18 protein-coding genes are annotated in these 19,739 nt (G+C 61.8%); 6 read left to right on the forward strand and 12 right to left on the reverse strand.

Annotated features, from left to right (window positions below):
* Positions 1 to 44: 44 nt before the first annotated feature.
* The 4 genes from ACXYMS_RS12175 to aspS form a co-directional block, all read right to left on the reverse strand.
* Complete coding sequence (locus tag ACXYMS_RS12175) at positions 45 to 335, reverse strand: Dabb family protein (protein WP_458906627.1); 291 nt, start codon at positions 333 to 335, stop codon at positions 45 to 47.
* Positions 332 to 2,659, reverse strand: coding sequence for an NADP-dependent malic enzyme (locus ACXYMS_RS12180; protein ID WP_458906628.1), 2,328 nt, complete (start codon positions 2,657 to 2,659; stop codon positions 332 to 334). Before ACXYMS_RS12180 ends, ACXYMS_RS12175 begins: the two co-directional genes overlap by 4 nt.
* Before the next feature lie 64 nt (positions 2,660 to 2,723).
* The gene (locus tag ACXYMS_RS12185) at positions 2,724 to 4,322 is read right to left on the reverse strand and encodes an EAL domain-containing protein (RefSeq protein WP_458906630.1); all 1,599 of its coding nucleotides are present in this window, start codon (positions 4,320 to 4,322) and stop codon (positions 2,724 to 2,726) included.
* Between the two features lie 162 nt (positions 4,323 to 4,484).
* Entirely contained in the window at positions 4,485 to 6,269 is a 1,785-nt protein-coding gene (aspS, locus tag ACXYMS_RS12190; protein ID WP_458907015.1) for an aspartate--tRNA ligase, read from the reverse strand.
* A gap of 190 nt (positions 6,270 to 6,459) precedes the next feature.
* On the opposite strand from aspS, the gene rnd reads away from it, so the two are divergent.
* On the forward strand, positions 6,460 to 7,629 hold the full coding sequence (gene rnd / locus ACXYMS_RS12195) for a ribonuclease D (protein ID WP_458906632.1): 1,170 nt from the start codon (positions 6,460 to 6,462) through the stop codon (positions 7,627 to 7,629).
* A 2-nt stretch (positions 7,630 to 7,631) separates the two neighbouring features.
* On the opposite strand, the gene ACXYMS_RS12200 is transcribed toward rnd, so the two are convergent.
* From ACXYMS_RS12200 to ACXYMS_RS12215, 4 genes are read right to left on the reverse strand one after another with little or no spacing between them, the layout of a single operon-like run.
* Positions 7,632 to 9,167, reverse strand: coding sequence for a Ppx/GppA phosphatase family protein (locus ACXYMS_RS12200; RefSeq protein ID WP_458906634.1), 1,536 nt, complete (start codon positions 9,165 to 9,167; stop codon positions 7,632 to 7,634).
* A 1-nt stretch (position 9,168) separates the two neighbouring features.
* The gene (locus ACXYMS_RS12205; RefSeq protein WP_458906636.1) at positions 9,169 to 11,334 is read right to left on the reverse strand and encodes an RNA degradosome polyphosphate kinase; all 2,166 of its coding nucleotides are present in this window, start codon (positions 11,332 to 11,334) and stop codon (positions 9,169 to 9,171) included.
* Positions 11,327 to 12,058, reverse strand: coding sequence for a P-loop NTPase family protein (locus tag ACXYMS_RS12210; protein WP_458906638.1), 732 nt, complete (start codon positions 12,056 to 12,058; stop codon positions 11,327 to 11,329). The genes ACXYMS_RS12205 and ACXYMS_RS12210 overlap by 8 nt, the downstream gene beginning before the upstream one ends.
* The gene (locus tag ACXYMS_RS12215) at positions 12,042 to 13,133 is read right to left on the reverse strand and encodes an AI-2E family transporter (RefSeq protein ID WP_458906640.1); all 1,092 of its coding nucleotides are present in this window, start codon (positions 13,131 to 13,133) and stop codon (positions 12,042 to 12,044) included. Before ACXYMS_RS12215 ends, ACXYMS_RS12210 begins: the two co-directional genes overlap by 17 nt.
* Before the next feature lie 133 nt (positions 13,134 to 13,266).
* On the opposite strand from ACXYMS_RS12215, the gene purM reads away from it, so the two are divergent.
* The 4 genes from purM to ACXYMS_RS12235 all read left to right on the forward strand — a co-directional run bounded on the left by purM (position 13,267) and on the right by ACXYMS_RS12235 (position 16,367).
* The gene (gene purM, locus ACXYMS_RS12220; protein ID WP_458906642.1) at positions 13,267 to 14,343 is read left to right on the forward strand and encodes a phosphoribosylformylglycinamidine cyclo-ligase; all 1,077 of its coding nucleotides are present in this window, start codon (positions 13,267 to 13,269) and stop codon (positions 14,341 to 14,343) included.
* Entirely contained in the window at positions 14,340 to 14,924 is a 585-nt protein-coding gene (purN, locus tag ACXYMS_RS12225) for a phosphoribosylglycinamide formyltransferase (RefSeq protein ID WP_458906644.1), read from the forward strand. The genes purM and purN overlap by 4 nt, the downstream gene beginning before the upstream one ends.
* Before the next feature lie 100 nt (positions 14,925 to 15,024).
* Positions 15,025 to 15,915, forward strand: a complete 891-nt coding sequence (locus ACXYMS_RS12230; protein ID WP_458906646.1) for a DMT family transporter — start codon at positions 15,025 to 15,027, stop codon at positions 15,913 to 15,915.
* 263 nt (positions 15,916 to 16,178) lie between these two features.
* Complete coding sequence (locus ACXYMS_RS12235; RefSeq protein WP_458906648.1) at positions 16,179 to 16,367, forward strand: hypothetical protein; 189 nt, start codon at positions 16,179 to 16,181, stop codon at positions 16,365 to 16,367.
* Positions 16,368 to 16,369: 2 nt separating this feature from the next.
* Here the strand turns inward: ACXYMS_RS12235 and gatB are convergent, their stop codons facing one another.
* The 3 genes from gatB to ACXYMS_RS12250 form a co-directional block, all read right to left on the reverse strand.
* Entirely contained in the window at positions 16,370 to 17,869 is a 1,500-nt protein-coding gene (gene gatB, locus ACXYMS_RS12240) for an Asp-tRNA(Asn)/Glu-tRNA(Gln) amidotransferase subunit GatB (RefSeq protein ID WP_458906649.1), read from the reverse strand.
* A 156-nt stretch (positions 17,870 to 18,025) separates the two neighbouring features.
* Positions 18,026 to 18,535 (reverse strand): GNAT family N-acetyltransferase, encoded by a 510-nt coding sequence (locus tag ACXYMS_RS12245; protein WP_458906650.1) that lies wholly within the window; start codon positions 18,533 to 18,535, stop codon positions 18,026 to 18,028.
* A 9-nt stretch (positions 18,536 to 18,544) separates the two neighbouring features.
* Complete coding sequence (locus ACXYMS_RS12250) at positions 18,545 to 18,859, reverse strand: chorismate mutase (protein ID WP_458906652.1); 315 nt, start codon at positions 18,857 to 18,859, stop codon at positions 18,545 to 18,547.
* A gap of 259 nt (positions 18,860 to 19,118) precedes the next feature.
* Here ACXYMS_RS12250 and ACXYMS_RS12255 point away from each other — a divergent pair, with 259 nt between their 5' ends.
* Positions 19,119 to 19,376 (forward strand): YjhX family toxin, encoded by a 258-nt coding sequence (locus tag ACXYMS_RS12255; protein ID WP_458906653.1) that lies wholly within the window; start codon positions 19,119 to 19,121, stop codon positions 19,374 to 19,376.
* Positions 19,377 to 19,412: 36 nt separating this feature from the next.
* On the opposite strand, the gene ACXYMS_RS12260 is transcribed toward ACXYMS_RS12255, so the two are convergent.
* On the reverse strand, positions 19,413 to 19,730 hold the full coding sequence (locus tag ACXYMS_RS12260; RefSeq protein WP_458906655.1) for a hypothetical protein: 318 nt from the start codon (positions 19,728 to 19,730) through the stop codon (positions 19,413 to 19,415).
* Positions 19,731 to 19,739 lie beyond the last annotated feature (9 nt).

Below are 19,739 nucleotides of genomic sequence, written 5' to 3' on the forward strand. Positions count from 1 at the left end.
CTTACCGCAACGCCAGACCAGGGGCAACAGCCCAAGTCCCTGACCTAAAGTGCCACATAGTCGATTTCCTGGAACCGCGCCACTTCCGGCACCCAGCGGTCCCGCACGAAGGCGACATGGACCGGATGGATATTGTAGGCGTCATAGGCCGCCTGGTCTGCGAACTCCATGGAAAAGCCGAAGGCGAAGTCCGCCTTCGGGCTGACCTGCCGCAAGCGCTCGAACCTCTCGACGCCGGGAATGGCCTCCAGCACCAGGGCGGCGTCGAGAAAGGCGCACTCCTCAGCGGAACCCTTTGTATGCTTGAGGGTAAAGACAACAGTGTGCCGGATCATTGGGCCGCTCCCAGGGCTTCGTTGGCGGCGATGGCCGCCATGTTGACAATGCCGCGGCTGGTCACCGATGGCGCCAGGATATGGGCCGGTGCCTGCATCCCCATCAGGATCGGGCCGACTGCCAGAGCGTTGTTCATCTCCTTGAGCAGCGTCATCGACAGGTTCGCCGCATCAAGATCGGGGAAGATCAGGAGATTGGCTTCGCCCTTGAGCACTGTGTCGGGGATATAGCGCTCGCGCAGGTCCCCGTTGAGGGCGAGGTCGCCCTGCATTTCCCCCTCAACGATCAGGTCCGGGGCGATGGACTTCAGCTTGGTATAAGCTTCGCGCATCTTGTAGGCGCTGTCGCCATCGCGTGAGCCGAAATTGGAATAGCTCAGCAGCGCTGCCCTGGCCTCGATATTGAAGCGCCTGAGGTGATCCCGCGCCTGCAAGGCGATGGACACGATCTCGTCGGCGCTGGGGTTCTGGTTCACATAGGTGTCGGTGAGAAAGAACGCGCCACGCGGCATGATCAGCATGGAGAGGGCCGAAGCCTCGGTCACGCCGGGTTGAAGGCCAAGTATCGACCCCAGGTCCCGCACATGCTTGATGAACCGCCCTTGCAGGCCACAAAGCAGCGCATCGGCCTCACCCCGCTTAACCGCCAGGGCGCCGATGACCGTGGTATTGGTGCGCACGATGGTCCGGGCCGTGTCCGGCGTCACGCCATTGCGGCCGACCAGCGAGTGAAAGAGGCTGACATAATCGCGATAGCGCGGATCGTCCTCGGGATTGATCACCTCGAAATCGCGTCCCGGCTGGATGGAAAGCCCGAACCGCTCGATACGCGCTTCGAGCACGGCCGGCCGCCCGATCAGGATCGGGCGGGCAATGCCTTCTTCGAGCAGAACCTGGGCTGCCCGCAGCACGCGTTCATCCTCGCCATCGGCAAAGGCAATGCGCTTGCCCTGCCCCTGCGCCCGGTCAAAGATCGGCTTCATCACGAGGCCGGAGCGGAACACGAAGCGATTGAGGCTGTCGAGATAGGCGTCCCAGTCGTCGATCGGCTTCTTGGCGACACCCGACTCCATGGCCGCCCGCGCCACGGCGGGCGCTATCCTGAGGATCAGCCGCTGGTCGAACGGATTGGGAATGATGTGCTCGGGGCCATAGACGGCCGGGGCACCAGAGGGCGACACTTCCAGCCCCGGCTCATGCGCCAGCTTGGCGATGGCCCGCACCGCCGCCAGCTTCATTTCCTCATTGATCGTCGTCGCATGCACGTCGAGCGCGCCACGGAAGATGAACGGGAAGCAGAGAACATTGTTGACCTGGTTCGGGTAGTCCGAACGCCCCGTGCAGACCATGGCGTCGGGCCGGGTCTCCCTGGCGACTTCCGGCATGATTTCCGGGTTTGGATTGGCCAGCGCCAGGATCAACGGCTTCGGTGCCATTCGGGCCAGCATTTCCGGTTTCAGCGCGCCAGCCGCTGAAAGCCCGAGGAATACATCGGCACCCTCGATCACCTCGGCAAGGCTCGTCGCCTCGCTGGTGCGGCGGAATTGCCCGCGCCACTTGTCGTTGACGTCATTGCGCTTGTGGGTAACCAGGCCATCCTTGTCGGCCACCCAGATGTTTTCATATCTGGCGCCAAGCGCCACCAGCACGTTAAGGCAGGCAATGGCCGCAGCCCCTGCCCCCGACGTGCAGATTTTCACATCCGCGATCTTCTTGCCGGCCAGTTCCAGCCCGTTGAGCACGGCGGCGCCGACGATGATCGCCGTGCCGTGCTGGTCGTCATGAAATACCGGGATCGGCATGCGCTCGCGCAGCGCTTCCTCGATCTCGAAACAGTCCGGCGCACGGATATCTTCAAGATTGATGCCGCCAAAGGTCGGCCACAGAGGCGCAACCGCATCGATGAATTTCTGTGGGTTGATCTCGTCGATCTCGAGATCGAACACATCGATGCCGGCAAACTTCTTGAAGAGGACGGCCTTGCCTTCCATTACAGGCTTAGACGCAAGCGCCCCGATATTGCCCAGCCCCAGCACCGCCGTGCCGTTGGAAATGACGGCGACAAGGTTTTGCCGCGACGTATAGCGCGCCACCGATTCCGGATTGGCAGCGATTTCCTCGCAGGGGGCGGCGACGCCGGGGGAATAGGCTAGCGCCAGGTCGCGCTGGTTACCGAGCGGCTTGGTCGCCTGTATTTCCAGCTTGCCGGGCTTGGGAAACTCATGGAAATGCAGCGCCGCATCCCGCAATGCCTTGCGCTGTTCATTGATTTCGTTCGACACGCAACTCTCTCCCCGGCGACTTATTGGCCGCGTTGGTGCCATCAATCAGAAGGATTGAAAAGGCCGGATATGCCCATGGCGTCGAGTCGGCGGCGAAAATGCGGCGTCAGGCGGCCGAGGCGACCACTTCCAGTTTGGGCTGCGGGTTGCTGGCCGTGTAGAGCGCCATAGCCAGTTCCTTGTAGGCCCCGACTTTGAGCGCCGGTGCAAAGATATATCCCTGGGCATGCAGCACACCACGCGAACGCAGGTAGAGCGCTTGCTCCTCGGTCTCAACGCCTTCGGCCACGATCTCGCAATCGAGGTCCTTGGCCATGGCAATCAGCCCGTCCAGCACCGGAACCTGTGTAGTGCCCGGTTTGATCATGTCGACGAAGATCCGGTCGATCTTGATGACGTCCACGCCAAGCGTGGCGAGATAGGCCAGGTTTGAATGGCCGGTGCCGGCGTCGTCCATGGCGAGGCGTGCGCCAAGCGCATGCAGGCCCGAAATGACGCTGGTGGTGGTCATGGAATTATTGAGCGGTCGGCGCTCAGTGATTTCGAATACCAATTGCCGGTAATTGATCGGCGATTGCCCGAAGATCGCCTGCACGTCCTCCACAATCCCCACGTCACGGAAGTGGCCTTCGAACAAGTTGATGGAAATCTTCATGTCCGGCATGATCTTGCTGAGGTCGCTCAGATCGTTGCGCACCTGCTGCATCAGCGAGACGGTCATGGGAATGGCCAGGCCCGTGACCTCGGCATAGTCGATAAAGGCGCCCGGCGGAATGACTTGCCCATTGCGCTTCTCCCAGCGGCACAGCACCTCGCAACCCACCAGGTGGCCGGTGCGCAGATTGATGACCGGCTGGTAATACGGCTTGATCTCGTTGCGCTCGATGGCCCGCTCCAGATCGAAGGCCGGGACCCGCGAACGCCGGACATAGCTCAGGTTGAGCAGCAAGAAGACTGCGCTGGCAATGCAGGCGATGACGGTAAAAACAACATCGAGGTCCGCGTAGCCGGATCGCACCATGGCAAAGGGCACAGCGTATTCCACCTTGATCGGGAACTGGCCGGCATAACCCTGTGCACTGATATAATCCGCGCTCGACGCCCGCCGGTCAAAACCGGATGGATCGCCTATGGTGACGATGGAAAGGCCGTTGGTCAGCGTCACCCGCATCATTGACGCGTCGGACAGCGTCTCGGACAAAGCCTCTTCAGACTGCCCGAGCAACGGCACGAAAGCCGACACGCGCCTCATCTCTCCAAAGCTCTGCGAGACCTTGAGCGCTGGCATGGACATTTCACCCAGCTTCACCGCCGTCATGGTCTCAGTCAGGCCCGGCACCGGCAGCGGCTGCGACAGGGGCGAATGGGTCACAATGCGCCCATAGGCATCGCAATATTGAACGCCATCCAGGTTCTCGACCAGGAACTGCTTCAAATTGAGACTCGCCTCGATAGCGGTTTGGGCATTGGTGACAAAGGTCGGCGTACACAGGGACGGGCTGGCCGCGATCACCTGCCGCAGCGCGGCTACGCCATCCATCGCACTTGCATTTATATGCGAACTGATCGTCTCAACATAAGATTTGGCATAGGCTTTTTCCCGATACTGCACATAAGCGTCGAGCAGATAATCCACCGCAATGATGGGCACGAACGCCAGAACGGCGCCCAGCAGCATCAGGATATGAGAGAATTTGGACTTCACGCAGCGAATCCAACCAGGAAAATCTTGCCTATCTGACTAACAAGCAAGGTTTTAACGGGTCGTTAATGCTGATTAACGGCCGATAACTATGTGACAGCAAAAAGGGCGGCCCGAGGGCCACCCTTCTGAAGTCTTGCGATGCGCGAAAATGGCGCTGTACAATCAGCTCTGCACGTTGAGGCGGATGCTGAGCTCGCGCAGTTGCTTGTTGTCCGCCGGGCTTGGTGCACCCATCAGCAGGTCTTCGGCCTGCTGGTTCATCGGGAAGGCGGTGATCTCGCGCAGGTTCTGCACGCCGCACAGCAGCATGACAATGCGATCGATGCCGAACGCGGCCCCGCCATGCGGCGGCGCGCCATACTGGAATGCGCGATAGAGGCCACCGAACTGCTCTTCGACTTCCGCCCGCGACTTGCCGGTCAACTCGAAGGCCTTGACCATGGTTTCCGGCTCCTGGTTACGGATCGACCCGGAGGCGATCTCGAAACCGTTGCAGACCGCATCGTACTGGTAGGCCTTGAGCGAGAGTGGATCGGCCGAGTTCAGCGCCTCGATCCCGCCCTGCGGCATGGAGAAGGGATTATGCGCAAAGTCCACGCGCTTTTCTTCCTCGCTCCATTCATAGAACGGGAAGTCGACGATCCAGCACAGCGCAAACTGCTCCGTATCGATCACGCCAAGATCGGTGCCGACCTTGGTGCGCGCTTCGCCGGCGAACTTGTAGAACTTGTCAGGGCGTCCAGCGACGAAGAACACGGCGTCACCATCATCGAGCCCCAGCTGGGCTTTAAGGGCGGCCGTCCGCTCTTCGCCAATGTTCTTGGCGATGGGACCGGAGCCCTGCCCGTCCTTGAAGAAAATATAGCCCAGGCCCGGCTGGCCCTCGCCCTGTGCCCAGGCATTCATGCGGTCACAGAACGCACGACCAATCGGTTCGGCCCCAGCCTTGTTCTTGGCCGGGATCGCCCAGACTTCCACCTTCGGATCGGCCTCGATCTGGTTGGCAAAGACCTTGAAGCCGGAGCCGGCAAAATGCTCGGTCACGCCCTGGATTTCGATGGGGTTTCTGAGGTCCGGCTTGTCCGAGCCATAGTTGCGGATGGCCGTGTCATAGGGAATGCGCGGCCAGCCCCTGGTGACGCGCTTGCCCTCGGCAAATTTCTCGAACACCTCGGTCATGACCGGCTCGACGGTGTTCCACACGTCTTCCTGGGTCACGAAACTCATCTCCAGGTCGAGCTGATAGAACTCGCCCGGCAGACGGTCGGCGCGCGGGTCTTCGTCGCGGAAACAGGGCGCGACCTGGAAGTAGCGGTCAAAGCCCGCCACCATCAGCAATTGCTTGTACTGCTGCGGTGCCTGGGGCAGCGCGAAGAACTTGCCCGGATGAATGCGGCTGGGCACCAGGAAGTCGCGCGCCCCTTCCGGCGACGAAGCCGTCAGGATGGGAGTCGAAAACTCGGTGAACCCGGCCTCGCCCATGCCGGCCCGCATGGACGAGATGATCCTGGTGCGCTTGACGATATTGGCGTGCAGCTTCTCGCGGCGCAGATCGAGGAAGCGATAGCGCAGCCGGATGTCCTCGGGATATTCGGCATCGCCGAACACCGGTAGCGGCAATTCCTTGGCTGCCGAGAGCACTTCGATCTCGCGAATGAAGATTTCGATCGTGCCCGTTGGAATGTTCGGGTTGACGGCAGCAGCATCGCGCAGTTTCACTTCCCCATCGATGCGCAGCACCCATTCCGAGCGCACCTTTTCGGCGCTCGCAAAGGCGGCGGAGTCGGGATCGATTACGCATTGGGTGATGCCATAGTGATCGCGCAGGTCGATGAACAGCAATCCGCCATGGTCGCGAACGCGATGCACCCAGCCAGAGAGGCGAACATTATTGCCGGCATCGCCCGCCGTCAGGGCGCCACAGGTGTGGGAACGATAGCGATGCAGGGTCATGTCAGGTCTCGAAAATGCTGGAAAAGGCCGGAATCTCGCGCGGGAAAAGCGCATGGCAGCCCCCGCTTGTCAAGCAGCGCGGGCATATCGGCTTTCGCGCCTTTACCGCAAGGGAAATCGACGGTGGAGCAATCGGGCTGCACCTGCTAGGAAGAATGTTGACGATATTGAGACGGTATTAAGTATGGACCTCATCATTTCCACTGACGTGCTCGCGGAATTCTGCGAGCGCGCCGCCAAGTTCGAATTTGTGACGGTCGATACCGAATTCCTCCGTGAAACGACCTATTGGCCGCGCCTATGCCTGATCCAGGTGGCAACCGACGACGAAGCAGTACTGATTGATCCGCTCGCGCCCGACATCAAGCTGGCGCCCTTTTTCGCGCTGCTGGCCAATCCCAATGTCACCAAGGTGTTCCATGCCGCCCGGCAGGACGTCGAAATCTTCGTCAAGCTGACGGGCGCGGTGCCGCACAATATCTTCGATACCCAGGTGGCCGCCAGCGTCTGCGGTTTTGGCGACAGCGCCTCCTATGACAGCCTCGTGCGCTCCATCTGCAAGGTGGAACTGGACAAGTCCTCGCGCTTTACCGACTGGTCGGCCCGCCCTCTGTCCGAAAAGCAGCGTACCTACGCCCTTGCCGACGTGACCTGGCTGCGCGACATCTACCGCGAGCTTCGCCAGCAGGTTGAAGCCACCCGCCGCTGGGACTGGGTGGAAGACGAGATGACCACCCTGCGCAGCATCGACACCTATGTCGTTCAGCCCGAGCAGGCCTGGGAACGGCTCAAGATGAAGTTCAACCGTCCACGCGATCTGGCGGCCCTCAAGGTGCTGGCAAAGTGGCGGGAGCAAAAAGCACAGGACACAGACCAGCCGCGCAGCCGGATTCTCAAGGATGATGTGCTGGGCGAACTGGCCACCCAACGCCCCCTGACCCCCGATGCCTTCGAAAAGCTCCGCGCCGTGCCGCGCGGCTTTGGCCGCAGCAGCGCCGCAGGCGAAATCATAGCCCTGCTCAAGGACGTCGAGGCCCTGCCCAAATCGGCCCTCCCAGCCATGCCCGAACGCTATCGCGGCCCTTCGCCCAAGGGGGCGGTGGGCGATCTCGTCCGCGTTCTGCTCAAGGCCGTCGCCGAGGAACACGGCGTCGCAGCGCGCATCATCGCCACGTCTGACGAAATCGATGCCCTGGTGCTTGATGACGATGCGGACGTGCCGGCCCTCAAGGGCTGGCGGCGCAAGCTGTTCGGCGAAAAGGCCCTGGCGATCAAGCACGGCCGCATTGGCCTCTTTGCCACCCGCAAGGGCATTGTCGAATTCGCGGTCAGCCAGACCGAGGCGGCCGAGTAGCCCTAGCCAACCTCGACCCGTGATTCCACATGCCCGGCGCCCTCGGCAAACTGCCGGAGACGATTGCGCAGGTGGTCGCCATTGAGGAAGGCAAAGTCTGCCGGCAGGTTCAGGACCAGTACGTCGCCATCCATGCTGAAATGTGTGCGCGGCAGAATGCCGGGCATGGCGGCTGTCATCGGATAGGCCACGCGCATGAGCGACCCGACGAGCCTGGCTCGTGCCGTGAGCTCTGGCGACCCGAGCGGGGCCAGCACCTGTGCTGACTTGCTTTTGAGCCCGTCATAGCGGACCGCCAGGGTCTGGGCGAGGAAGGACCGGCCGGCATGGTCCACCCCCGTCAGCGAACCATAGGCGACCGCATCGACGCTTTGCGGCCCGCGATAGTCCGGGTGCGACCGCCACCCGATATCCGCCAGCAGGCAGGCGACGGTCCGTAAGCGCGTCTCCCCCTCTGTTTCGACCAGCCCGGCGCAGTGGATATATTGGCTGGTAAACTCGATCAGGTCATTGCCATGGGCCGGCGACCGTGAGCGCAGCACCGAGAGTTCCTCTGCGCCCTGGATCAGCGGATCGATGCCGCGTTCGCGCTCGTCCAGCATGCCGTGGAGATAGCCTTCGCGCACACCTAACGCCGAAAAGACCACGCTGCCAAATCCCCCTGCCTTGAGAATCTCGGCCAGGACCGCAGCCCCGAACGGCACCAGTTCCCGGCGGGAACTGCTGACGCTACCCGAGCCCCGATAGGACTTGAGGGAGTCAGCGCTAACGATTTCCTCGCAAAAGGTGATCATGTCCTCGGCTGGCACGACGTAGTCCTGCACCATGTGCAGCGGATAATCCGTTTGGGACTGATGCAGTTTTGCCAGCGAACGCCACGTACCGCCAATGGCAGCAAATTGCGCATTCTCTCCCGCCGACTTGAGAATTGACTCTTTCAGACGTGCTCGCACCAGGTCGGCGGCCTTTGCTGGCGAACCGTCGGAATCGTCCTGCAGGCGGATTACGCCAAGCTCGAAACTCTGGCCATTGGTGTCGAGGCCATTGGCGATGTCCGAAAATTCGAGGCTGCCGCCGCCGAGATCGCCCACGACACCGCAGAAGCCGGGAATGCCCGCGACCACGCCAAGCGCGGCGTAATGGGCTTCCTCTTCGCCGCTCAGCACCCGGACAGGCGCCTCCATCACCGCTTCGACAGCCGAGACGAACTCGGCGCGGTTGACCGCGTCCCGGACCGCTGAGGTGGCCAGGATATAGGTCTTGCCCACGCGCATCATCCGCGCCACCAGCGCAAAGCGCTTCATCGCTTCGATGGCCTTGTCCATATTGGCGTCGGCCAGCCGCCCGCTCTGGGCAATCCCGCGCCCGAGGGCGCAGGCCGATTTTTCATTGTAGAGAGGCGTCAGCGCGCGGGCATGGCGCTCATAGACCACCAGGCGCACCGAGTTGGAGCCGATGTCCAGAACAGCGACCGGTCTGGCGCCCTTGATGCGCCCCTGTGCGGTCGGATCGGCATCGACGCCCCAGAACTGTACCAATTCAAGCCTCGTCAGTGTCCACCATGCCTGCAGTGCCGCGACCCGACAGGGAAGGATTGGTCATGAAGTAGTCATGGGCATTGAAAGGCTCTTCGCCCTCGCCAACCTTTACACGATGCGAGCTACCATCTGGAAGCACTTCCCAGCTCTGCTGGTTATCCTTGAGATAGGCAACCAGGATCCGGTCCAGGATCTGTTTGTGCACCGTTTCGTTGAGGATGGGTACAAGGGTTTCCACCCGACCGTCGAGATTGCGGCCCATCAGGTCTGCTGAGGAGATGAACACCTTGGCGCGCGGCGAAGGCATTGGTTCGCCATTTCCAAAGCAATAGATGCGGCTGTGCTCGAGGAACCGCCCCACCACTGACTTCACCCTTATATTGTCCGAGAACCCCGGTATGCCCGGCCGCAGGCAGCAGATGCCGCGCACGATCAGGTCCACCTTCACGCCCCCCTGGCTGGCGTCATAGAGCATATCGATGATCTGAGGATCGACCAGCGAGTTCATTTTCAGCAGGATCGATGCTGGCTGTCCGCTGCGCGCCAGCTCGATCTCGCGGGCAATGCTGTCGGCCAGGGTCTGGCGCAGGTTGACCGGTGATACCGCAATGGTCTCGAGCTCGGTCGGTCGCGCATAGCCGGTAATGAAGTTGAACACCCGGGCCACGTCCCGTGTGATTGCCGGGTCGATGGTGAAGTAGCTCAGGTCCGTATAAATCTTGGCGGTGATCGGGTGATAATTGCCGGTGCCGATGTGGCAATAGCTCACCAGCTTGCCCTTTTCGCGCCGCACCACTTGACTCAGCTTGGCGTGCGTCTTGAGTTCGATGAAGCCGAACACCACCTGCGCCCCTGCCCGCTCCAGGTCGCGCGCCCAGCGGATATTGGCCTCTTCGTCGAACCGCGCCTTGAGTTCAACCAGGCACGTCACCGACTTGCCGGCTTCAGCCGCCATCACCAGCGCCTTGACGATGGGACTGTCTGACGAGGTGCGGTAGAGCGTCTGCTTGATGGCGACGACATCCGGGTCGCGGGCCGCCTGCATCAAGAACTGCGCCACCACGTCGAAGCTCTCGAACGGGTGGTGCACCAGGATGTCCTTGGCCTTGATGGCAGCAAAGCTGTCGCCATTATAGTCGCGGATCCGCTCGGGAAAGCGTGCCAGGTACGGCGTGAACTTGAGGTCGGGGCGATCAATGTCGCAAACCTTGCTGGCATCGGCGAGGCCGAGAAAGCCATGCACCTCGAATACATCGGCGTCCTTGACGCCAAGCTGCTCGCCGATCTGGCGCTTCAGGGCCCGCGGCATGCTGCGCTCGATCTCGAGCCGGATCACCTGGCCGCGCCGGCGCTGGCGCAGAGCACTCTCGAACTCGACCACCAGGTCAGCGGCTTCGTCGTCGATTTCGATTTCACTGTCGCGAATGACCCGGAAGGCTCCGGAGCCGATCACTTCGTGGCCCGGGAACATCTTGTGGAAGAAGAGCTTGACCAGCGTGTCGATGGTCACCACTTCCGATCGGCCCTCCGATACCAGCCCGCCTGGCAGGTTGATGAAGCGATCGAGATTGCCTGGAATGCGCACCAGGGCCGTCAGATGCTGGTCGCTATTGGGGCGTTTCAACTCGAAGGCGAGCGCCAGCCCCAGATTGGGAATGAACGGGAAAGGATGCGCCGGATCGACGGCAATCGGCGTCAGGACCGGGAATATTTCCTCGCGGAACAGCTTTTGCAGATAGGCGACTTGGTCCGGGGTGAGATCGTCGGCCTCGTGGATGACGACATTTTGGGTAAAGAGTTCCTCGCGCAACTCCTTCCAGTGATCCTGCTGCTCCAGTTGCAGGTGCTGGGCAAGGGTCGCAATTTCCTCGAGCTGCTCGGCCGGGGACAAGCCATCGGCGCTCTGCTTGGAGAGCCCGGCGCGAATCTGGCCCTTGAGGCCGGCGACGCGCACCATGTAGAATTCGTCCAGATTATTGGCCGAGATCGAAACGAAGCGCAGCCGCTCGAGCAACGGATGAGACTGATTGCCGGCTTCTTCAAGCACCCGCATGTTGAATTGCAGCCAGCTTACTTCGCGATTGACGAAGCGCGCCGGGCTGGTGCGCAGTGCCTCGACATCGGGGACCGAGCCTTCGGCTTCGGCAAACTCGCTCATTTCATTCATCGGTTTCGGCGTCCCAATCCTGTTGCGGGTCCAACCCAATCGCGCCATGGCGCAGCGCCAGGGCTTCCGACGCTATCGTGCGGGTAATTGCCGACCCTTTGGCAAGGGCCAGCCTGTCCATCAGATCGACAAGGGCAGCGGCTTCCTCGGGGCTGCGCTCCATGCGCGGCACCACATAGCCGATGACCTTGGGATCGATCCTGATCTGCCGATCCCCGAACAGTTTCACGAACATCTGTGACAGTTCGATGTCGTCGCTGACCTCCAGCCGGAAAACCGGTGCACGGCGTACCCGCGAGCGCACATCATCGGTCTGAAGCGGCCAGTGTGCAATATCTTCCCGCGCACTGAGCAGCACTGTGCGCTCCCCCCGCATGGCCTGGTTGAGAAGATGGAACAGATCATGCTCGTCATAGGACAACCGGTCCACATCTTCGATGGCCACAGGCTGAGTGCCTTCTCCGGACGCAACATCACCAATCGTCGCCGGCGACACAAGAATGGCCCCGCTTCGATCGGCGAAGATGCGCGCCAGATGCGACTTGCCTGACGCCGCCGGCCCGATCAGCAGGGTCACCCCGTCCGGCCAGTGCGGCCAGGCGAGAATCCGGGCATGCGCCATCGCATTGCCCGTGCCCACCAGGAAATCATCTTCGGCATGCGATATTTCGTGACCCAGATCGAGCGGCAGCTGCCGCGGGCCGGTTTCAGAGATGGGCATCATCACCCGGGGCGTGCCTTCTGGGTCCGAGATAGAGCGTGCTTTCCTTGTACTTGCGCACGCCATAGCGAACCAGGACCGAGGCAATTGCCGCCATCGGCACGGCCAGCAGCAGGCCGACAAATCCGAATACCGCGCCCAGCGCCAGAAGAGCAAACATCATCCAGACCGGATTGATGTTGATCGAAGATCCGACCAGCTTGGGATAGAGCACATTGCCCTCGATGAACTGCCAGAAAAAATAGACCCCTGCTACCAGCACGATCATCCACCAGTTCGGAGCGTATTGTACGAGCGCAATGCCGACTGACAGGCCAAGGCCGACGGCGAACCCGACAAAGGGTATGAAGCTGAGGAGGCCCGCGATGAGGCCCACGGCCAGGCCATAACTTAGTCCGATCAGGCTCAGTGCCGTGGCATAGAAGGCCGCGTCCAGCAGCAGCACGCTGCCCTGCCCGCGGATCACCCCGGCCATGGACTTGTCGATCTCGCGCAGAATGCCCTTGACCTCGCCCTTGTGCTGCTTGGGCAGGAGGTCATCTATGCCGCGCACCATGCCTTCCCAGTCGAGCAGCAGGTAAAAAGCCACGACTGGTGCCAATACCGTAAAACCAACCATCGCCGCGCCGGTCAAACCGATATTGACCAGTTCGGCGGGTAATGTGGCAATGAAACCAAGCGCCTGCCGCGCAACGTCGTTGAGGCTGCGTTGCAATTCGGCCGCCCGTTCAGGCCCGAGCCAGGCATTGATTTCGGGAGACCATTCTGCCGCCAGTTTCTGCAGGTCGCCCACATAGCCGGGCAGACGCTGAATCAGCCCGATGATCTGCTGGCCGATCAGCGGAACGAACATGAAGAACAGGCTGACCACGATGGTCAGGACGCTGAGCAGCACCACCACCGTCGCCCATACGCGACTAAACCGCCACTTCTGCAGCTGGTTGACCAGTGGATTGAGCAGATAGGCCAGAGCCGCGCCCACCACGAATGGCAAAAGCACGCCGCGGAACACCCAGAGGAAGAGGATAAGGGCCAGAAGCAGCCCAATCCAGATGAACACTTGATTTCTGAGTGCCATGAAGCCGGGCAGCCCTTGCGTCTGGGTAATCGAAAAGCTATCAGCCGTCTAACGGCCAGCACCGAAAATATCAACCAACCCGGTTCGCGCGCAGCCTTTTGCGCCCGCAATCCCCAGCATGGCAAGAAGGCTCATGTCCGACGCACAAAACCTGCCATCAAACGGACTTTCATACAAGCAGGCAGGTGTCGACATCGACGCCGGCAACGCCCTGGTGGAAGCCATCAAGCCGGCGGTCCGGTCCACACGGCGCCCCGGCGCCGATGGCGAGATCGGTGGCTTCGGCGGCCTGTTCGACCTCAAGGCCGCCGGCTTTGTTGATCCGGTCCTCGTGGCCGCCAATGACGGCGTGGGCACCAAGCTCAAGATCGCCATCGAGACCGGCAAGCACGACACGATCGGCCAGGACCTCGTGGCCATGTGCGTAAACGACCTGATTGTTCAGGGGGCCGAGCCGCTGTTCTTCCTCGACTACCTGGCGACCGGCAAGCTCGACGTCGCCCAGGGCACGGCCATTGTCGGAGGCATCGCCCATGGCTGCCGCCTGGCCGGTTGCGCCTTGATCGGCGGCGAAACCGCCGAAATGCCCGGCATGTATCATGGCAACGACTATGATCTCGCAGGCTTTGCTGTCGGCGCCGCCGAGCGCAACGCCCTCCTGCCCCGCAAGGATATCGCCGCCGGCGATACGCTGGTTGCCATCGCGTCCTCCGGCGTCCATTCCAACGGCTATTCGCTGGTCCGTAAGATTGTCGAACTCTCCGGCCTTGCCTGGGACGCCCCTGCCCCCTTCGCCGACCGCAAGTCGCTGGCCGAAGCCCTGCTCGAGCCGACCCGCATCTATGTCAAACCGCTGCTCGCAGCCCTCCGCGCCGGTCTCGGCATCAAGGCCCTCGCCCATATCACCGGCGGCGGCTTCATCGACAATATCCCCCGCGTCCTGCCTGATGACCTCGCCGCCGACATCGATCTGGCCGCGGTCACCGTTCCGGCCGTGTTCGGTTGGCTTGGCAAGGTCGGCGGCATGAGCGAACGCGAAATGCTGCGCACCTTCAATTGCGGCGTCGGTATGCTGGTTGCGGTGGCGCCGGACGATGCGGACAAGCTGGTCGAAAACCTCACCGCTTCGGGCGAAATCGCCGCCGTGGTCGGACGGCTCACAGCCCGCACGGACGAGCCCGTCACCTTCCGCGGCAAGCTCGCACTGTGAGCCGCAAGCGCGTTGCCATTCTGATTTCCGGCCGCGGCTCCAACATGGCCGCGCTGATCGAGGCCGCCAAGGCGCCGGACTTTCCGGCTGAAATCGTCGGCGTCCTCTCCAATCGCGCCGCAGCGCCGGGCCTTGAGATCGCTGCCGCCCATGGCATTGCCACGGCCTCGCTGGCGCAAAGCAAATTCCCCAGCCGGGAAATGTTCGAAGATACCATGACCCAGCTGCTCGAAGGCTGGGAGGTGGACTATGTATGCCTAGCAGGTTTCATGCGCATCTTGGGCGAGGATTTCGTAAATCGCTGGATGGGGCGGATGATCAATATCCACCCTTCGCTGCTCCCGGCATACAAGGGCCTCGAAACCCATGAGCGCGTGCTCGCCGATGGCACCACAGAGCATGGCTGCTCCGTTCATTTCGTGACCCCAGGCCTCGATGACGGCCCAGTCATCCTCCAGGCCCGTATCCCGGTTCTCCCGGGCGACACTCCCGCAACCCTTGCGGCCCGGTTACTGGTCGAAGAACACCGCCTCTATCCCGAAGCCCTGCGGCTGCTGGCCAGCGGCGAAGCCCGGCTTTAGCTCCCGTCATCACTACAATTGATGGCGCCCATCGTCAAAATCGGTTCGACCTTTGTTCTCCCCGGGCGTAGCCTGCGCGCTTCCTGAATGGGGTTGCAAAATGAGTCTGCGTGACTGGACCTGGATCATTGTTCTCGGCGCGATCTGGGGATGTTCATTCGTCTTCAACGCCATCCTGATCCGCGAGCTCGGCCCGCTCTGGGTAACCTCGCTGCGCGTCGGCATCGGCGCCCTCGGTTGCTGGGTCGTGCTGTTTGCGCTGCGCAAGCCTATCCCGCGCGATCCGGTCCTCTGGCTGCAACTGGCTGGCCTCGGTGTCGTCGCCTATGCCATTCCCTTCGCCCTGTTTCCCCTGGCCCAGGCGCATTTGGCCAGCGGCATTGCCGCTATCATCAACGCCTTGACACCAATGGTCACGGCGCTCATCTCGCATTTCTGGATTGGCGGGGAGAAAGCCACGCGCACGAAATTCACCGGCGTCGCCATCGGCTTTGCTGGCGCGGCGATTCTGGTGTCTCCGGCCCTGTCGCAGGGCGGCAATTCCCATCTCTGGGCCGTCGCCGCCTGCCTTGGTGCAACGCTGTGCTATGCGCTGACCCTCAATATCACTCGCAGCTTCAAGCATATCGAGCCGACGGCCTTTGCCTCCATCGCCTTGACAGGCGCTGCGGTGGTGGCCATTCCCATTGCCTTCCTGACCGAAGGCATGCCGCAGATGACCCGGCCCGAGACTTGGGGCGCGGCTCTGGCCATCGGCCTGCTCTCGACCGCCTTCACCTTCCAGATCATGTATCGCATTCTGCCGCGCGTCGGCGCCACCAATTTCGCCACCACCACCTTCATCGCCCCGATCTCGGCGTTGATCATCGGGGTCACGGTGCTGGGCGAGACCATCCTGCCCATCCAGATCCTGGGCATGCTGGTGATCTTCTTGGGCCTGCTGTTCATCGACGGGCGCATCCGCCACATCTGGCGCCGCGCGCCCGCCTGAACTTTGGCGGAACTCTCCTGCAGCGTCCCCGTTGGTTTGCTGCAGGAGATTAGCCATGCCAGACAGACCCGACATTGATCCAGTCGCGCCCGACGAAATCGTTCCGCAGCCTGAGCCGCCACAGCCACAGCCGGTTGACCCCGTTCCTCCAGGTCCAGCCGAGGTCCCTACGCCGGACCAGCCGGTAGAGGATCCCCAGCGGTCACCGACACCGGAGATACCTCCGGAACCCGGCCACGATCCGCGACCGCGAGAGGTGTAAAATGCCAGATCCGCTAGAGCGCCGCCCGGAAAATCGGGACATCACATCCGAACAGGTGCCTTCAATGCCGAGGCACCTGCCGACCGAGGACACGGATAATCCGCACAGCACTCCGCTGCGGCGTGAGCAGGAAAGCGAGACTCCAAACGACGAGACCCCAGGCAAGCGCGACGACGACGTCGCGCCCTGACGCTATTCGATCCCGAGCTTTGCCTTCATCAATTCGTTGAGCGCCTGCGGGTTGGCCTTGCCACCTGAAGCCTTCATCGCCTGACCGACAAACCAGCCGATCATGGTTGGCTTTGCCTTCACCTTCTCGACCTGGTCGGGATTGGCGGCAATGATTTCGTCGACGATCTTCTCGATGGCGCCCAGGTCGGTCACCTGCTTGAGGCCACGACGTTCCACGATCTCGGCCGGGGCGCCCTCGGGCTCCTCAGCGATCAGGATCTGCAGCACATCCTTGCCGCCCTTGGACGATATCGTACCACCGGCGATCAGGTCGACTAGCCCGGCAATCTGGGCCGGCTGCAAATGGGTTTCCCAAACGGCCAGGCCCTGGCTGTTGGCATAGGCCGCCACATCGGCATTGAGGATATTGGCCACTGCCTTGCCGTCGCGCTTGGCGCCGCCATGGGCAACGCAGGCCTCGTAATAATCTGCCGTCTCGCGATCGAGTGTCAGCACCATGGCGTCATAGGGGGTCACCCCATAATCGGCGATGAACCGCGCCTGCTTCTCGTCTGGCAGTTCCGGCAGGTGCTGCGCCAGCTCACTGATGAAGGCATCGTCGAATTCGAGCGGCAGCAGGTCGGGATCAGGGAAATAGCGATAGTCATGCGCTTCTTCCTTTGAGCGCATGGACCTTGTCTCGCCCAGCTTGGGGTCGAACAGCCGCGTTTCCTGGTCGATGGAACCACCGTCCTCGAGAATATCGATCTGGCGGCGGGCTTCATATTCGATGGCCTGGCCGGTAAAGCGGATGGAATTGACGTTCTTGATCTCGCAGCGCGTGCCGAACTCTCCACCGGGGCGACGCACCGAGACATTGACGTCGGCACGCATGGAGCCCTGCTCCATATTGCCGTCGCAGGTTCCCAGGTAGCGCAGGATCGTGCGCAGCTTGCCCAAATAGGCCTTAGCTTCATCGGACGAGCGCAAATCGGGCTTGGAAACGATCTCCATCAGCGCCACGCCCGAGCGGTTGAGGTCGACAAAGCTCATATTCGGGTGCTGATCGTGGATCGACTTGCCGGCATCCTGCTCCAGGTGCAGGCGCTCGATACCGATCTCTATCCGCTCGCCATCGACATCGAGCAGCACCACGCCCTCACCCACGATAGGGTCCTTGAACTGGGAGATCTGGTAGCCCTGCGGCAGGTCCGGATAGAAATAGTTCTTCCGGTCGAACACCGAACGCTTGTTGATCGCAGCCTTGAGGCCCAGGCCCGTGCGCACGGCCTGGCGCACGCATTCTTCGTTGATGGTCGGCAGCATGCCGGGCATGGCCGCATCCACGAAGCTGACATTGGCATTTGGCGGATTGCCGAAGGCCGTGGACGAGCCGGAGAACAGCTTGCTCTCGCTGGTCACCTGCGCATGCACTTCCATGCCGATAATGACCTCCCAGTCGCCGGTCGAACCGGAAATCAGACGCTTCTTGTCGGGGGTGCGGGTGTCAACGAGGGTCACTGGGCAGTCCTGAAAGCCAAGGCAAATCTGGTCATCTGCTTAGCCGTGTTGCCCAAGTGTTGCAACAGCCACCATCGTGCCTTCTCCCCTCGCGGGAGAAGGTGACGCTCCCCGGTCGCGTCGCGCCCGAGGACTGGCTTCGAGCCGGATCAGGGATCAGTCGTCGCTGATTTCGCCATCATAGGGACGCAGCCGCTTCTCGAGATGCACGCTAACAAACGGGTCGTGTCCATCCCGGCCATCGGGACGCAGGGCAAGGATGCGGTAGCCTTGCCGTTCATAGAAACGCACCGCGCGCACATGGTCCGCCGGAGTTTCCAGATGAACACGTTCTGCACCCTGCAATTCGAGCATCGTCTCCATGCGCTCGAGCAGCAAGGCGCCAAAGCGATGCCCCTGCATCTCGGGGATCACAAAAAGATAGGGGATGTAGGAGCGGCCCGGCACCCGCGAGCACCAGCCGACCACGACGCTGTCGATCTCGGCCACGATGGTATTGCGCCAGCCATGCCCAACGGCATGCGACAAGCGACGCCGCTCGGCGTCCCTCAGGCCCGGTTTCTCGCTCAATATGGGCAGGATGCCAGCTTCCCAGGCCCGATAAGCAATGTCTGCGAGGCGCGGTGCATCCGTGATTTCCGCCTTGCGTATCCGAATGCCGGGCATGCGCGCCTCCTATCTGGCGCGTTTGCGCGCCGCGATGATGCCCTTCTCGTAATTGATATTCCAGCTGATCAGGGTCCGCCAGATAAGTTCGGCCTGATCTTCGTCCAGATCAAGGTCCAAACTGCGCCCCCGCACCTTCGTGATGATGGCCTCGATCCGCACCGGGTCAAATGCCTCATGCGGATCGGTCTTGATTTCGGCCATGCGCGTCACATAGGCGTGGCGCTCTGCGAACAGGGTAAGCAGCGCCTGGTCGATGCGGTCGATCTCGACGCGCACGTCATCCTTGGTCTGGCATTCTGATGGCAGTTTGACAGCGGTCACGTCTGGCCCCCGGTGTGTCGATTGGTGTTGCTGGTTTGCACCGGCACGCTGGTGATTTCAACCCGCCGCGCCTAGGTAATCTGGCGGAAACCGTTGCAACACTCTATGTTTTTCCCATGTCTAGCCAGTCTGGGAATGCCTGAGACCCCGTCCTTCTGCGACGGGGCATGAATGAACCGGACGTCGCCTTCCCTCGGGTCGGCGCGGCCAAGTTTGTTCGCGAGCTTCTGGCTCGCCCAATCAGGCTTCAGACATTTTCATGGATATTTCCCGGAACGAACAGCGGGTGCTGCACGCCCTCTCGCAGGGCGGCCGCATCGCCGCCATCAAGGACGAACGCGGCAAGATAATCGACTTCGAGTTCCTCAGCCGCGACGGCTGGCTGATGAGCGGACTCACCCAACTCATCTTCAACAAGCTCAAGGCGAAAAAGGCGATCAAGTCCCAGGGCGGAGGCCCGTACCGCATCACGAGGCGTGGCCTCGAACTGGTGCGCAGTCAGGTGGATAATCGGTAGGGGTTTCACCTCTCCCTGTGGGGGAGAGGTAAGGTTTCAGTGCCGCGTCACTTCACTCAGCGCCGCCGCAATGTGTTCCCACTCCTGCGACACGCTGGCGGTGGCGCGGCGCTTGCCGGCGCGGCGATACCAGTAATCGGCATTGCCCATATCGGCCTCGATCCAGTGCATGAGGGCATGCACCCAGTCGAACGCCTGCACGCCTTCCATGGACTGCACGATATTATGCGCCCGCTCCCATTCGGGGCCAATGCGCAATTCGCCCTTCTTGAGCCACCACAGCGCCTGCAATGGCTTGCTCATGTCCTTGGGCGGCTCGGACCAGTCGAGCGTCGTGAAAATATCAGTGGCCATCGGCAAAAT

The organism is Devosia sp. CAU 1758, assembly GCF_054482695.1.